The 15,112-nt window shown below is 72.5% G+C and carries 14 protein-coding genes and 1 riboswitch; of the genes, 4 read left to right on the forward strand and 10 right to left on the reverse strand.

Annotated elements, in window-relative coordinates; genetic code table 11:
• A complete protein-coding gene (locus M0M48_RS06190; RefSeq protein ID WP_257750469.1) occupies positions 1–1,728 on the reverse strand; it encodes a DEDD exonuclease domain-containing protein in 1,728 nt (575 codons plus the stop codon).
• Between the two features lie 48 nt (positions 1,729–1,776).
• A complete protein-coding gene (locus M0M48_RS06195) occupies positions 1,777–2,400 on the reverse strand; it encodes a histidine phosphatase family protein (protein ID WP_257750470.1) in 624 nt (207 codons plus the stop codon).
• A gap of 69 nt (positions 2,401–2,469) precedes the next feature.
• On the opposite strand from M0M48_RS06195, the gene M0M48_RS06200 reads away from it, so the two are divergent.
• The 4 genes from M0M48_RS06200 to M0M48_RS06215 all read left to right on the forward strand — a co-directional run bounded on the left by M0M48_RS06200 (position 2,470) and on the right by M0M48_RS06215 (position 6,685).
• Positions 2,470–2,676 (forward strand): hypothetical protein, encoded by a 207-nt coding sequence (locus M0M48_RS06200; RefSeq protein ID WP_038678262.1) that lies wholly within the window; start codon positions 2,470–2,472, stop codon positions 2,674–2,676.
• Positions 2,677–2,919: 243 nt separating this feature from the next.
• Positions 2,920–3,082, forward strand: a riboswitch (cyclic di-AMP (ydaO/yuaA leader).
• Positions 3,083–3,180: 98 nt separating this feature from the next.
• On the forward strand, positions 3,181–4,104 hold the full coding sequence (locus M0M48_RS06205; protein ID WP_257750471.1) for a C40 family peptidase: 924 nt from the start codon (positions 3,181–3,183) through the stop codon (positions 4,102–4,104).
• Positions 4,105–4,132: 28 nt separating this feature from the next.
• Positions 4,133–5,341: a basic secretory family protein gene (locus tag M0M48_RS06210; RefSeq protein WP_257750472.1), complete on the forward strand. Its 1,209-nt coding sequence runs from the start codon at positions 4,133–4,135 to the stop codon at positions 5,339–5,341.
• Between the two features lie 30 nt (positions 5,342–5,371).
• Entirely contained in the window at positions 5,372–6,685 is a 1,314-nt protein-coding gene (locus tag M0M48_RS06215) for a M48 family metalloprotease (protein WP_257750473.1), read from the forward strand.
• Here M0M48_RS06215 and M0M48_RS06220 read toward each other — a convergent pair.
• The 8 genes from M0M48_RS06220 to M0M48_RS06255 form a co-directional block, all read right to left on the reverse strand.
• Entirely contained in the window at positions 6,675–6,845 is a 171-nt protein-coding gene (locus tag M0M48_RS06220) for a Flp family type IVb pilin (RefSeq protein WP_257750474.1), read from the reverse strand. The two genes, M0M48_RS06215 and M0M48_RS06220, sit on opposite strands and share 11 nt — an antisense overlap.
• A gap of 89 nt (positions 6,846–6,934) precedes the next feature.
• A complete protein-coding gene (locus M0M48_RS06225; protein WP_257750475.1) occupies positions 6,935–7,129 on the reverse strand; it encodes a Flp family type IVb pilin in 195 nt (64 codons plus the stop codon).
• Positions 7,130–7,285: 156 nt separating this feature from the next.
• Positions 7,286–7,936 carry a response regulator gene (locus M0M48_RS06230; RefSeq protein ID WP_215815214.1) on the reverse strand — a complete coding sequence of 217 codons (651 nt, stop codon included), beginning with the start codon at positions 7,934–7,936 and terminating at the stop codon, positions 7,286–7,288.
• On the reverse strand, positions 7,933–9,519 hold the full coding sequence (locus M0M48_RS06235) for a sensor histidine kinase (RefSeq protein WP_257750476.1): 1,587 nt from the start codon (positions 9,517–9,519) through the stop codon (positions 7,933–7,935). The genes M0M48_RS06230 and M0M48_RS06235 overlap by 4 nt, the downstream gene beginning before the upstream one ends.
• 19 nt (positions 9,520–9,538) lie before the next feature.
• Complete coding sequence (locus M0M48_RS06240; protein ID WP_257754458.1) at positions 9,539–10,459, reverse strand: type II secretion system F family protein; 921 nt, start codon at positions 10,457–10,459, stop codon at positions 9,539–9,541.
• Complete coding sequence (locus M0M48_RS06245) at positions 10,459–12,390, reverse strand: type II secretion system F family protein (protein ID WP_257750477.1); 1,932 nt, start codon at positions 12,388–12,390, stop codon at positions 10,459–10,461. Before M0M48_RS06245 ends, M0M48_RS06240 begins: the two co-directional genes overlap by 1 nt.
• Positions 12,390–13,946: a CpaF family protein gene (locus M0M48_RS06250; protein ID WP_257750478.1), complete on the reverse strand. Its 1,557-nt coding sequence runs from the start codon at positions 13,944–13,946 to the stop codon at positions 12,390–12,392. The genes M0M48_RS06245 and M0M48_RS06250 overlap by 1 nt, the downstream gene beginning before the upstream one ends.
• Before the next feature lie 2 nt (positions 13,947–13,948).
• Positions 13,949–15,082: an AAA family ATPase gene (locus M0M48_RS06255; protein WP_257750479.1), complete on the reverse strand. Its 1,134-nt coding sequence runs from the start codon at positions 15,080–15,082 to the stop codon at positions 13,949–13,951.
• Between the last annotated feature and the right edge of the window lie 30 nt (positions 15,083–15,112).

Consider the following 15,112-nt stretch of genomic DNA (forward strand, 5'->3'; position numbering starts at 1 on the left):
TCACTCTAGGGGCGGCTCCTTGATGCGCGGCGCCGATCGGGCGGTGTGGCGCCCGGCGCCCTGGACCGGGCAGGCCCACTCGCCGACCACCTCGACCAGCCGCACGCCGGGCGACTCCAGCCAGCGCAGGATCTGCTCGGACTCCTCGGCCGTCGCCGCCGGGGTCGGGCCGATCGTGGGCAGGACGGTCTCGGCGCTGGCGCGCAGCCCCTCGACGTAGGCGACGGCGTCGGTGCCGGCCGGGATGACGCCCGCCGCGGCCAGCCGGCCGTGGCGCACGACGTGGACCGCCCAGCGACCGTCGTCCTCGCGGCGCGCGGCGACCACCTCGGGACAGCCGGTGAGCGCGGTGAGCCGCTGGGTCCGGGCGGCGGCCCGGACGAAGTCGGCGAGCCGGTCGCGGTGGTGGGCGGCCTCCTCGAAGCGCTCCTCGTCGGCCAGCGCGCTCATCCGCGCGTGGACCAGGTCGACGACGTCGTCGGGACGGCGCAGCAGGGTGTCGCGCAGCTGGCGCACGACCGCGGCGTAGGTCTGGGGGTCGACGCTGCCGTCGCAGGGGGACAGGCAGCGCCCCATCTCGGCGAGCACGCAGGCACTGCGCCGCGGCTTGCGGGCCAGGCGGTCGCGGCACTGCCGGATCGGGAACACCTCGTGGAGCGCGGCCAGCGAGCTCTCGGCGGCCGCCTTGGACGAGAACGGCCCGAGGTAGTCGGCGTCGTCGTCGAGCACTCGCTTGACCAGCGAGAGCCGCGGCCACGCCTCGCGGGTGAGCTTGAGCCAGGTGACCTTCTCGGGGTGGCGCGAGCGGCGGTTGTAGGGCGGTTTGTGCTCGGCGATGAGGCGCAGCTCGCGCACCGACGCCTCGAGCGGGGTCGCGCACTCGACGGCGCTGACCGACGCCGCGATCTGGACCATCTCGCCGATCCGCGAGCGCTTCTCGGAGGCGGTGAAGTAACTGCGGACCCGGCGCCGCAGGTCGCGCGACGTACCGATGTAGAGCACCCGGGAACCCTCGTCGCGGAACAGGTAGACGCCCGGCGCGTGGGGGAGCTGGTCGGCGAGGTGGCGCTTGCGGCGGGTCACCGAGGCGACCTTGGCGGAGTAGCCCTGGAGCTCCTCGAGCGTCTGGACGCCGAGGCCCCCGAGGCGCTCCATGAGGCCGTGGAGCACGTCGACGGTGGCCCGGGCGTCCTCGAGCGCGCGGTGGTTGGGCGTCGTGGCGGAGCGGAAGACGCGGGCCAGCGACGACAGCTTGTGGTTGGGCGACTCGTCGCGGGTCACCACGTGCCGGGCGAGCTTGACCGTGTCGAGGATCTCGAAGTCGGGCCAGATGATGTCGAGGCGGCGCGCGTCGTTCTTGAGGAAGCCGACGTCGAACCGGGCGTTGTGAGCGACCAGCACCGAGCCGGCGGCGAACTCGAGGAAGGCCGGCAGCGCCGCCTCGATCGGGGGCGCGTCGGCGACCATGCCGTTGGTGATGCCGGTCAGCACCGCGATGAACGCCGGGATCGCCGTGTGCGGGTTGACCAGGGTCTGGAACTCGCCGAGCACCTCGCCGCCGCGCACCTTGACCGCGCCGATCTCGGTGATCTGGTCGCCGTCGCCGGGGGAGCCGCCCGTGGTCTCGAGGTCGACCACGCAGAACGTCACGTCGCGCAGCGGGCGGCCGAGCTCGTCGAAGCCGCGCTGGAGCTCCCAGCGCTGGTCCGCGGACGAGGTGGTGGTCATGGGGCGACGGTAGGACGCAGGTCCGACAGAACCCGGGAACCGGGCCGCTCAGAGCCTCAGGTGCTCGGGGAAGCCGGTCCAGCGCAGCGCGTCGGGCAGGTGCGCCATGTCGTTGAACACGACCAGGGACGGCGGCCGGTCGGGCGCGTAGCGCAGCACGGTGAGCGCGGCGTGGCCGTGGTTGAGCCCCCACCAGCGCCACGGCGGGGCGGCACAGGCGTGCGCGACCAGCCAGCCGATGGTGAAGGCGTGGGTCACGACGAGGTGGTGGCCCTCGTCGGGGCCGTCCTCCGGGCCGGTCAGCAGCCGGAGGGCCTCGGCGGCGAGCGCCGCGCCCTCGGTCGCCTCGGTGGGCGAGACGTCCGCGAGGGAGTCCTGGAGGGCCGCACGGTGCTCCGCGGGGAGACTGTCGAGGTCGCCGGGTGCGGGGATGTGGGGGACGTAGTCACCCGCGGCGCCCAGCACGCTCACCGGCACGTCCGGCGCGAGCTCCTGGACGAGGCGCCGCGCGGTCTGCTCGGCCCGCGGCAGCGGGCCGTGCCGGACCGACCGCAGGGGGACGCCCGCCAGCCGCCGGCCGAGGAGGGCGGCCTGCTGGAGCCCACGCTCGGTCAGCCCGCCGTCGTCGCCGGGCTCGCCGTGGCGGGCGAGGTAGAGATGGCGCACGGGCATGCCGGGCATTCCACCACGGCCGGCGCCGCTCGGGGGTTTGTGTCGGGCCCTCCTGGCAGCGTCTGCGCCATGACGACAAGGATCGATTGCGACACGTGCGTGGTACGAGGCCTGGCCTGCCACGACTGCGTGGTCACCGTGCTGCTCGGGCCGCCGCCCGAGCTGATGATCGACGACGACGAGCTGCGCGCCCTCGACGTGCTGGCCGACGGGGGTCTGGTGCCTCCCCTGCGGCTGGTGCGGCCGGTCGACGGGCCGCAGGTGGAGTCGGCGTGAGTCCCCGCCGGATCGACCCGGAGCGCCCGCCGGTGCTCCGTCTCGACCCGCGCCGTCCTGGGGGTGCGCCCGTCCCACGACGGGGCCCGAGAGGCGGGTGAGACCGATGAGACGCATGTGACGGGAGTGACGACGGTTTTCGTCCCCAACACGCGAGGCGGGGTTTGGCCTCGCCGGTGGCCTCCCTTAGGCTGCTCGATCAGGTGTCCGAGGCAGTGGGTCGACCGACCCGCGCGGGCACCGCGCTGAGTCTGGGACCACTCGGGGTCCCGGAGCCGGGGAACCAACCACTCTGGGGTGAATCCCGTACGAGGTGCGACCACGACGTCCGATCGGGCGGCGGGGGAGCGAGGAGTGCGGGTAGGGCGAGTCGTGCCCGAATCCGTCAGCTCACCCGGTAGGCGTACGACAACCAGAGGGGACCGCCAGCTCGTGCTGAACGGCCGGACACGTACCACCGCTGCGCTCGCAGCACTCGCCGTCACCGGATCCATCACGTTCTGCGTGAGTGCGGCCACCAGTCCCGCGCAGGCCAAGCCGGACATCGAGACCGTGCGGGCCAAGGTCGACCGGCTCTTCCACGAGTCCGAGCAGGCCGCCGAGCGCTACAACGACGCCCGCCTCGAGCTCGGCGAGCTCAACGAGGACCTCAGCTCCCTCGAGGCCGACCAGACCCGCCAGGGCGACGCCCTCGACGGCGTCCGCTCCGACGTGCGCGCCTCGATCATCCAGCGCTACCAGTCCGGCGGCCTCGGCCCGGCCGGCGAGCTGCTGGCCTCCGACTCCGAGGGCTTCCTCGACGAGCTCTCCACCAGCGCCACCGTGGGCGACCTGCAGGACTCCCTGCTGACCTCCTACGGCACCGAGCTCAAGGCCTACTCGATCCGCAAGGACCAGACCGAGAAGCGCCGCGACGACATCGTCGAGCTCAAGGAGACCCTGGCCGAGCAGAAGAAGACCGCCGACGCCAAGCTCGCCGAGGCCAAGGAGCTGCTCTCCAAGCTCGAGGCCGAGCAGCGCGCCGCGATCATGTCCCGCGACTCCGGTCGTCCGGTCGACGCCTCCTCGATCCCGGCCAGCGGTCGCGCGGCCGTCGCGATCAAGTACGCGCTCGCCCAGGTCGGCGACGCCTACGTCTGGGGTGCTGCCGGTCCCAACGCCTTCGACTGCTCGGGCCTGACGATGATGGCCTACGCCCAGGCCGACGTGAGCCTGCCGCACTCCTCGCGCGCCCAGTACAGCAGCGGCACGCACGTCGCCAAGAGCGACCTGCAGCCGGGCGACCTGGTCTTCTACTACAGCCCGATCAGCCACGTCGGCATCTACCTCGGCAACGGCATGATCGTCCACGCCGCCAACCCCGGCGCCGGCGTCAAGGTCTCCGACCTCGACGAGATGCCCTACGCCGGAGCGGTCCGCCCGGGCTGAGCCCGCGGGGACTGTCGGGAGGCAGCCCATGCCCGGGTCCGGACGGGTCCTGCCGGCGCTGCTGCTCTGCGTCGCGCTGGTCGCGAGCGGGTGCTCGGGTGACGACTACGTCGCACCGCCCCCGCCGACGACCAGCGAGGTCGCCGACCCGGTCGCGGCCGCCGCCACAGTGACCGCGCTGCAGGACGCGATCCGCTCCGGTGACGCCGACGCGGCTGCCGGGCTGGGGTCCTCGCCCGAGGCGTCGGCCCTGCTCGCCGCGGTGGTCGGCAACGCCACCGCGCTGGGACTGGACGACGTGAGCCTGCGTTACGTCACCGAGACCGGGCGCACCGACGGCGGCGACGGCTGGGACGCCCAGGTGGCGCTCACCTGGCGGGTCGGCGGCTTCGACACCGCCTCGTCGCGCACCGAGGTCCCGTTCTCGTTCGCCGCGGGCGGCAGCCGGATCGCTGCGCTCGACGTCGGGCAGGGGCGGTTGCCGCTGTGGCTCGGCGGGCCGCTCGACGTACGGCGTGCGGGGCCGGTGCTCGTCGCCGCCGCGGAGCCGGCCCGGGCCCGGCGCTACCTGCCCGCAGCACGCCGCGCGCTCGACCAGGTCCGCGCGGTGGTCGGGGGCCGTACCGGCCTCGTCGTCGAGGTCCCCGCCGACAGCGCCGGCCTGCACCGCGCGCTGGGCGTCGAGCAGGGCCGCTACGACGCGATCGCGGCGATCACCGCACCGGTCGACGGCGTCGCCGTCGCGGGCAGCCCGATCCACGTCTTCCTCGACCGCCCGGTCTACGACGCGCTCGACCCGGTCGCCGCCCAGGTCGTGATGACCCACGAGGCCGTCCACGCCCTCACCGACGCGCCGCTGGCCCAGCGCGCGCCGATGTGGCTGGTCGAGGGCTTCGCCGACTACGTCGCGCTGCGCGACGTCGACCTGCCGAGCAGCCGTACGGCCGCCCAGATCGCGCGCCAGGTCCGTACCGACGGCCTGCCCGACGCGCTGCCGGCGACCAGCGACTTCGACCCGGCGGCGAGCCACCTCGGCGCGGTCTACGAGGCGGCGTGGCTGGTCTGCGTGACGCTCGCCGCGCACCGGGGGGAGCGGGCCCTGGTCGACATCTACCGCCAGGTGCTCGAGGGCCAGGACTTCGCCGCTGCGCTGCGCTCGGGCTTCGGCTGGAGCGAGCGGGACCTGACCGCCGCCTGGCGCGACCGGCTGGCCGACCTCGCGGGAGTGGCGGGCTAGCGCTCGGGGTCCACGCCCTACCCTGGGGCCGTGGAGAACCGATCGGCAGTACGCCGGGTGGCCCTCGGCACGGTCCTGATCGGGGTCGCGGCCTTCGTCCTCATCGCGACGACCCAGGTGCCGTGGCATCCCGTCCCCGGCGGCACACCCGACCCGGTCGCCGCCTCGTCGGTGTTCAGCCGGGCCGAGATCGACCGCGCCGAGCACGTCGCCCTGTGGGGCCGGGTGTGGAGCTGGTCGTCGCTGGCGGTCTCGCTCGCCGTGGCCTGCTGGCTGGGCTTCGGCCGGACCGGCCGCGCGCTCGTCGCCCGGCTCCGCGGCTGGTGGTGGGTGCGCGTGCTGGTCGTCGTCACCGTACTGACCCTCGTCGGCGAGCTGGTCACGTTGCCCTTCGGCATCGCGCTGCGCCGACTGCGCCTCGACGAGGGCCTCGCCGCGGGCTCGTGGGGCGCCTGGACGCTCGACGTGGTCAAGGGCGACCTCGTCGCCATCGTGACCACCGCGCTCGCCGTCATCGCCCTGGTCGCCTGCATCCGCCGCCTGCCCCGGCTGTGGCCCGCCGTCGCCGGCCTCGCCGCCGCCGGACTGGTGGTGCTCGGCTCGTTCGTCTACCCGGTCGTCGTGGAGCCGGTGTTCAACCACTTCACGCCCCTGCCGGACGGCCCGCTGCGCACCCAGATCCTCGACCTCGCGCAGACCGAGGACGTCAAGGTCGACGACGTCCTCGTCGCTGACGCCTCACGGCGCACGACCACCCTCAACGCCTACGTCTCCGGCTTCGGCCAGACCCGCCGGGTGGTCCTCTACGACACCCTCGTCGACAGCTCGCCCACCGACGAGACGCTCTCGGTGGTGGCCCACGAGCTCGCGCACGCCAAGTACGACGACGTGATGACCGGCACCGCGCTCGGCGCGGCCGGGGCGCTGCTCGGCGTCGGGCTGCTGGGGCTGCTGCTGCCGGTGCCGCGGCGCCCACGCGGGGGTGACACGGCCGACGAGGAAGGCAACAAGGCCGACGAGGCCGGGGCCGGCGGCGAGGCCGGCGACGAGTCATACCTGGGCGGGGTGGGGGTGGTGCCCCGGGTTCTCGCCCTGGTCGCGATCGGCACGCTCCTCGCGGCGCCCGTCCAGAACGGCATCAGCCGCCAGCTGGAGACCCGGGCAGATCAGACGGCGCTGGAGGTGACGAAAGCCCCCCAGGCGTTCGTCGACCTGCAGCGCCGTCTGGCCCTGCGTTCCCACGCCGACCCCACACCTCCGGAGTGGTCGCAGTGGTGGTTCGGCTCGCACCCCACGGTCCTGCAGCGGATCGGGTTGGCGAACCAGTTCGAGGCTAAGGGCTGATCGCGCTGTCGAGGCTGCTGTTGGTCTGGTCGAACAGTCCCGCAACGCTGCCGCCGAAGAGGATCACGGCGCCGAAGATCACGGCGGCGATCAGTGCGATCAACAGGCCGTACTCGACCGCGGACGCGCCGCGCTCCTCCGGTGCTCCTGCTCCGGTCACGTCATTCCTCCGGCCGTAGCGCTGGTGGGCAAGCGATCGGCCGCGTCACCATCGCGGTGACGCGGCCGTCAGTCGATCAGGTCGCGTTTTCAGTGACCGGCGCCGGTCAGGCTGTTGTTGACGTCGGTGAAGGCGCCCTTGAGCTTGCCACCGAGGATGACGACGGCGCCGATGATGACGGCGGCGATGAGGGCGACGAGCAGGCCGTACTCGACGGCGGTCGCGCCACGCTCCTCCATCTTGGCGAGGCGGCCGTGGAGCAGGATCTGGAGGTACTGGATCATCGGGATCTCCCTGTGCACAGATGGTTCGTTGTCCCCGGGGAGTGCTTTCCCCGATGCCTGAACTCTGCCGCAGCGCTACCCAGGTGTGATCGGGAGTTCGTCTCTTCGCTGCTAGTCACTTCTGACTAGGATCGGGCAACGTGCTGTCGGTCACGTTCAGCGGGCCGAGGGCTGCACCGTGGAGAGCAGCCCGATCCGCATCGCGGTGACCAGCGCCTGGGCCCGGTTGGCGGCGCCCAGCTTCTGGTAGATCCGGGCGATGTGGGACTTCGTCGTCGACTCGGACAGGTAGAGCTTCTGGCCGATCGCGGCGGCGTTGAGGCCCTCGGCGAGCAGCAGCAGGACGTCGTGCTCGCGCTCGGTGAGAGCGGTCGACTCGGCGGACTGGCGGCGCATCATCGCGCCCACCAGCCCGGCGCAGACGAACGCCTTGGGGGAGACCGCCGCATGGCGCGCGGCCTTGATCACCTCGGTGGAAGGGGCGTCCTTGCCGACGAAGCCGGACGCGCCGGCCTGCATCGCGGCGAAGATCTGCTCGTCGCCGGAGTGCATGGTGAGCACGATGAGACCGATCTCGTCGCTCTCCTTGCGCAGCGTGCGGACGACGTCGAGGCCGGTGCCGTCCTGCATCTGCAGGTCGGTGATGACCACGTCGGGGCGCACCTCGCGGGCGCGGTGGATCCCTTCTTGGACCGAGCCGGCCGTCGCGACGACGCGCAGGTCGGGCTCCAGGTCGAGCACCGCGCCGAGCCCGTCGCGGATCAGCTCGTGGTCGTCGATCAGGAGGACCGAGATGGTGTCGCTCATCGCTTCTCCAGAAGTGTCGGGGAGCCCGCGTCGGCGACAGCGTCGGCGTGGGCGGTGCTCCGGGGGATCTTCAGTGCTACCGAGACCGTGAGTCCGCGGCTGGCGTTGTCACGGACGATGAGCTCCGCGCCGATCAGTCTGGCACGTTCGCGCATGATCTTGAGGCCGTGCGAGTCGGTTCGCGCGGTCTGGAGTCCCACGCCGTTGTCGGTGATGGTGATGATCGCCTCGGGAGCGTAGACCTGGCAGCGCACGTCGATGGACGTCGCACGTGCGTGCTTGACCGCGTTGTTCATCGCTTCCTGGGCGATCCGGAACAGCTCGGCCTCGACCTCGGGGCGCAGCCGGGTGGGCTGCTCGTCCAACCGGACCCTGATGGGGATCCCTGAGGACTCTGACAGGTGCCGGGCCACGTTGCTGATCGCCGCGCCGAGGCTCTCGTTCTCGCCGATGCTGGTCCGCAGGTTCATCACCGACTGGCGGACCTCGGCGACGACCTTGGTCACCCGGTCGCGGAGCATGCCCAGCGCCTTGGCCTGCTGCTCGTCGGCGGGACGCGCGGCGAGCGCGTCGATGATGTAGCCGAGCGAGGCGATGTCCTGGGCGACGCCGTCGTGCATCTCGCGGGCCAGCCGGTTGCGCTCGTCGGCGGTGGCGGCATCGCGGAACTGCGCGAACAGGAGCGCTGCATCGAGCTTGACCGCGGTGTCGGCGATGTCGCGGGCCACCGCGGCGAGGGGGAGCGGGCGTCCGGCGTCGGACTCGGAGGGGCGCAGCCCGGCGACGATCGCCTGGTCGCTGACCCGGAAGGCGAAGCCCTGGCCGATCTGGATCGGCGCCGGGTCGGTGCCGGCCTGCACCCGTACGTCGTTGGCCAGCGTCTCGCTCGCCAGAGCGTCGGGAGACTCGAGCTCAACGGTCGAGGCGACGGGAGTGAGGGCCTCGCCGCGCGGGACGTAGAGGACCAAGCCACGGTTGGGGATGTCGTCGCTGACCTGGCTGAGCAGCTCGCCACCGAGCACGCCGACGTCGAGGCCGGAGCTCAGGCTGCCGGCGAGGTCCAGGAGCTGCTTGAGGTGCTCCTGCGCGTCACGGTAGGGCGCCAGCGGGTCGGGGACCCGGTCGGAGGAGAACGTCACGGCGGCGATCAGGCTCAGCCCGAGGCCGGCCATGGCCCAGGTGAAGATCGAGACGGCCTGTTCGGAGCTGATCTCCTGCCACCACATGAGGCCCAGCGCCACGACGGCGATCACCTCGACGAGGACCGTCCGGAGCATCGTGCGCACGCCGGCGACGGCCGTGGCGTAGAGCGGAGGCACGACGAGCGCGGCCAGGACGACGGGCGCGTCGCCGAGGCCGAGGGCGCAGATCACGCCGATCGCGGCAGCCTCGGTCGAGGGGCTCAGCGAGAGCTGGAGCTCGCGGCGGGTCGAGGTGATGCCTTGGTAGACCCACACCAGGGCGAGGGCTCCGAGCGCGAGAAGACCTTGTTCCTGGTGGAGCCACAGGGTGGGCACGCCGATAGCCAGCAGCGCGAAGAGTCGCGCTGCTGCGACGACGGCGTAGGTCTGGCTGCTCGGCACGGGGATCAGCCTAGGCCCGTTACTTGCCGCCGAAGGCGTCGATCGCGTTGAGAACCGCGGGTCCCATGACGACCACGAACAGACAAGGAAGGATGAAGAGGATCAGCGGGATCATGATCTTGACCGGGACCTGCTGGGCCTTCTCCTCGGCGTACTGGCGCCGCTTGACCCGGATCTCGCCGGACTGCACGCGCAGCACCTGGCCGATCGGGATGCCGAAGGCGTCGGCCTGGACCATCGAGCCGACGAACGTGCTGAGGTCGTCCACATTGCTGCGGGAGGCCATCGAGCGCAGCGCCTCGGAGCGGCTCTTGCCGAGCTGCATCTCGCGCAGCACGCGGGCGAACTCCTCGGAGACCGGTCCGGTGGTGTTGCGGGCGACCTGCTGGAGCGCGGCGTCGAAGCCGAGGCCGGCCTCGACGCTGATGGTGAGCAGGTCGACAGCGTCGGCGAGGGTGCGCTTGATCTGGTCCGCCCGGTGGGCCGACTTGTTGTAGAGGTACAGGTCAGGAGCGACGAAGCCGAGCACCATCGACACCAGGGCGGCGATCACCAGCGTGGTGAGCGCGCCGCCGAGCAGCGCGCCGTAGGCGATGATCAGGATGGGCAGCACGACGGCGCACAGCACCTTGGTCGACAGCACGCGGTCGACGGTCCAGCCGTCCGGGTTGCCCGCGAGGTCGAGCTTGTGCCTGATCCGCTCGGCCTTGTCGGCACCGGCCAGCCGGCGGCCGAGGTTCAGCGCTCGCGCGTTGAAGGGGGCCAGGACGCGGTCGGTGAAGGACCGGTCCGCCTCCTCGGCCATCTCGCGGCCCGCGAGCCCCGAGCGCTCGAGCGCGTCGAGGGCGCGGGCCAACCCCTGGGGCTGCTCCTTGGCGAAGGCGGCACCCACGGCCGCGATCGCGCCGAGCAGCAGGAGGAGAGCAAGGAGAAGCAGCATCACGCCTCCACCTTCACCATCTGCGACATCCAGAACGCGCCGATCGCCATCCACAGCAGGGCGAACCCGGAGAGGATCCAGCCGCGCGGGTCGTGGACCAGGGGGTCGAGGAAGCTGCGGTTGAACAAGAACAGGAAGAGCCCGAACGCCGGGGGGAGTGCGCACAGGATGACGGCGGACAACCGGCCCTCGGCGGAGAGTGCCCGCACGTGGCGGCGCAGGTACTGGCGCTCCCGCATCGTCCCGGCCACCGTCGTCAGCAGCTCGGCGAGGTTGCCGCCGACCTGGCGCTGGATCCGGATGGCCATCACGGCCCAGCCGAAGTCCTTGCTCTGGAAGCGGGCGGCGACGCCCTCGAAGGCGTCCTCGATGGAGACGCCGATCCGGGCCTCGACCAGCACCCGCTTGAACTCCGAGGCGATCGGCTCAGGGCCCTCGCGGACGACGGTGTCGACGGCCTGGGCGAGGGAGAGGCCGGCGCTGAGGGCGCCGGAAAGGAGTTGGAGGACCTCGGGGAGGGCGTTGTCGAAGGCGCGGCGACGGCGGCCGGCCATCACGCGCAGGTAGACCGGCGGGATCACGAAGCCGATCACCATGAAGAGCAGCCCGACGAAGATGTTGCCGCGGCCGAGCAGGAGGCCGATCACACCGGCGGCGAGCACGGTGCCGATGTGGACGAGCAGCCACTCCGAGGGCTTGAACTCGCTGCCGGCGGCGGCGAGGCGGCGGGTCATCCGGTCGTTGAGGGCGCTGTTGTGCTCGAGCACGCTCGCGGCGGCGGCCTTGGCCTGGTCGAGGACGGGCTCGGAGGGGGCCTTGGCGGCGTGGTGGTCCTCGAGGCCCGTCACCCGCGTGCTGTACGCCGTCACGCGGTCCGCGATGGTCATCGGGGCCGGGCGGGACGGCACGAGCAGCACGGCGACCGCGAGCAGGCCCAGGGCGAAGACGCCGAGTCCCGCCCAGAGCAGCCAGCCGGGGGCGACCCAGCCGCGGTCGTCGGTGAGCGTGGGCAGCGGGGCCGGGGCGACGGGGGCGGTGCCGGCGGACTGCACGGGGGCCAGGGCGCGGGCGACGAGCGTGCCGGAGCCGGTGGGCAGGGAGACCTCGACGTTGGCGAGCTCGGCGTCGAAGCCGTCGGGCAGGGGAGCGGTGACCAGGACCTGGTCGGCGAGGGCCTCGGCCTCGGCGGCGAAGGTCTGGGCGAGGGCCGTTCCGGTGGCGGTGATGACCTCGCCCTTGCCGGCGGTGGCGAGGGTGGTCAGCGGGGCGAGCTGCTTCGCGCCGAGGTCGAGACCGACCGCGTGGACCCGCACGCCGGAGTCCTCGATCGCCGTGGTGGCGGCGTCGAGGGTGGCGGTGCTGCCGGCGTCGGCGCCGTCGGAGAGCACGAGGAGGGTGCGCTGGCCGTCGTCGCCGGCGGCCTCGGCCGCGGCGATCACGCCGTCGTACAGGAGGGTGTCGCGGTGCAGCGCGAGCCCGTCGACGACGGCCTGCGCGGCGGCGCGGTCGGTGGTGGGCGCGAGGGCGACCGAGACCAGGCTGTCGAAGGTGACGATGCCGACCGCGACGTCGTCGGGGACGGCGTCCAGGTAGGTCGTCGCGGCCTCCTTGGCCGCCGCGAACCGGCCCTGGCGCCGCATCGAGTTGCTGGTGTCGATGACGAGGATGGTGGTGCGCTTGACCACCGAGCCGCTGCTGGTGCCCTCGGCGGTGGCGTCGAGCGCCTGTCCCTCGAGGGTGGCCGTGACGCCGGCGAGGTCCACCTGCACCCCCGCCGGTACGTCGACCAGGATCCGCAGGCCCTCGCCGGTGGACTCGACGTGGCCGATGGTCGCGTCCTCGGCGTACGCCTGGGCCGGGACCAGGAGCACGGCGAGCACGGCGACGAGCAGCGCCGCGAAGCGGCGGAGGAAGGCCCGACGCCCGGACATCAGAGGCGTTCCGTCCGGAAGATCGTCGGGTCGACCGCGACGTTGGCGTAGGCGAGCTTCTCCAGGAACTTCGGCCGCAGGCCGGTCGAGCGCAGCCGGCCGAGGATGCGGCCGTTCTCGTCGAAACCGGCGGAGTTGTCGAAGACGAAGATGTCCTGGAGGGTGATGATGTCGCCCTCCATCCGCTCCACCTCGGTGATGTGGGTGATCCGGCGCGAGCCGTCCTTGAAGCGCGTCTGGTGCACGATCAGGTCGACCGCGGAGGCGACCTGCTCACGGATCGCGCGGATCGGCAGCTCCATGCCGGCCATCAGCACCATCGTCTCCATGCGGGAGAGCGTGTCGCGGGGGCCGTTGGAGTGCAGGGTGCAGATCGAGCCGTCGTGGCCGGTGTTCATGGCCTGGAGCATGTCGAGCGCGGAGGCGTCGCGGACCTCGCCGACGACGATGCGGTCGGGGCGCATGCGCAGGCAGTTGCGGACCAGGTCGCGGATGGTGACCGCGCCTTTGCCCTCGATGTTGGCGGGCCGCGACTCCAGGCGGACGACGTGGTCCTGCTTGAGCTGGAGCTCGGCGGCGTCCTCGATGGTGACGATCCGCTCGTCGCGCGGGATGAACGACGAGAGCACGTTGAGCGTCGTGGTCTTTCCGGCGCCGGTACCGCCGGAGACGATCACGTTGAGGCGGCCGCGCACGCAGGCGTCGAGGAAGTCGGCGGTCTGGGGCGTCAGCGACCCGAAGTTGATCAGGTCCTGCACGGTGAGCGGGTCGGTCGAGAACTTCCGGATCGTCAGCGCGGAGCCGTCGATCGAGAGCGGCGGGATGATCGCGTTGACCCGGCTGCCGTCGGGGAGGCGGGCGTCGACCATGGGGGAGGACTCGTCGACGCGGCGGCCGATGCGGGAGACGATCTTGTCGATCGTGCGGCGCAGGTGAGACTCGTCGGCGAAGTGCGCCTCGGCCTTGACGAGGCGGCCGTCGCGCTCCAGCCAGACGTCGTCGTGGCCGTTGACCATGACCTCGGAGACCTCGGGGTCGCGCAGGTAGGGGTCGATCGGGCCGTAGCCGAGGATGTCGTCGGTGATCTCCTGGGTGACCCGGGCGCGATCGGCCGCGCTGAGCGGCCGGTCCTGGGCGCCGAGGACCTCGGAGAGCACCGAGCGGACCGTCTGGTCGAGCTCGTCCTGGTCCATCTCGGCGTCGTAGAGGTGCGGGCCGAGCTGCTTGATGAGCTCGCCGTGCACGCTGGCCTTGAGGTCCTCGAGCCGGTCGAGGTCGTTGCCGGCGAGGCGGCGTCCGGGGCGGTGGTCACCGGCCGCCGCGGCGGCGCGCGAGGACAGCGGACCCGGGCCCGGTGCGGCGCTCGCCTCGGCGGGTGCGGGAGCCGGCGCCTGAGCGGCCGGTACGACGGGCGCCGGCGCGGCAGGCGCGGGCGCGTTGGCGGCGTCGACGACATCGGCGAGCAGGGCCGCGTCGGCGGCGGGCGTGGCGGCGTGCTTGCCCTGGGCGGCGGCCTCGCGGCGAGCCGCGGCGAGGCGGTCGGAGAGGCTGGACATGCTCAGCTCCTTCCGCGGCGGAACAGGCCGCGCGAGCGGGGCTGCTCGGCCTGGGTCGCTGCTGTCGGCACCGGTACGGCGACCGGCTCGCCCGTCACCGAGGAGGCGAGGTGGGCATAGGCCTGGCTCGCCGGGTGGCCCGGCTTGTGGGACACGATCGGGGTGCCGGCGTTGGTGGCGGCGGCGATGTCGACGGCCGTGGCGACCTGGGCGGTCACCGGCATGTTGAGGATGCTCTCGACCTTCTCGACGCTGATGCCGACGAGCTCGTCGGCCCGGTTGAGCAGCAGGTGCCGGTGGCCGCGGGCGATGCTCAGCATGTCCATGGTCTCGAGCGCGACCTTGACGTTCTTGAGCGTCGGTACGTCGAGCGTGGCGACGATGACGCACTCGTCGGTCTCGTCGAGGGCGGTGAGCGTCGCGTCGTCGAAGGACGGCGAGGTGTCGACCACGATGTAGTCGAAGCCGTCGCGCAGGGCCCGCAGGATGCGGGAGATGAGCAGCGGCGTGACCCGCTCGCGCACGTCGGGGTGGGCCGGCGCGGCGAGCACGGTGAGCGAGTCCTCGTGCCGGGTGAGGAGACCCTCGAGCATCGAGAGGTCGATGGAGTCCTCGGACCCGACGGCCTGCTCGATGGAGTGGGTCGGGAAGAGCTGCATGGTGATCGCGACGTCGCCGAAGGCGAGGTCGAGGTCGACCAGGCAGACCTTGCGCGCCCCGCGGTCGGTGAGCGCGAGCGCCAGGTTGACCGACGAGGTGGTCTTGCCGACGCCGCCCTTGGGGGAGAACACGGTGACCACGCGACCGAGCTGGCGGGCGCCGCCGGGCCCGCGCAGGGCCTGGAAGAGCTGGTGGGCGCGCTCGACGGCGCTGGTGAGCGCCTTCTCGTCACCGCCCGCGACGACGACGTCGCGCACGCCGGCGTGCATGGACTTGGTCAGCACGTCGGTGTCGAACTGGTCGCGGACCAGGACGACGCTGACGGTGGGCCGCTTGATGCGGAGCTCCTCGGCCGCGGCCAGCGCCGACGGGAGGTCGACGGAGGGGCCGAGGACGACGACGTACTCGTCCGCGTGCTGGTCGAGCCACGCCTGGCCCCGCTCGGTCGTGGCGACCGCGTGGGAGCCGGTGGGCATCGCCCGGAGCAGGCTCTCGACGAGCGACGG

The sequence above is a fragment of the Pimelobacter simplex genome (assembly GCF_024662235.1).
Classification (GTDB): Bacteria; Actinomycetota; Actinomycetes; order Propionibacteriales; family Nocardioidaceae; genus Nocardioides.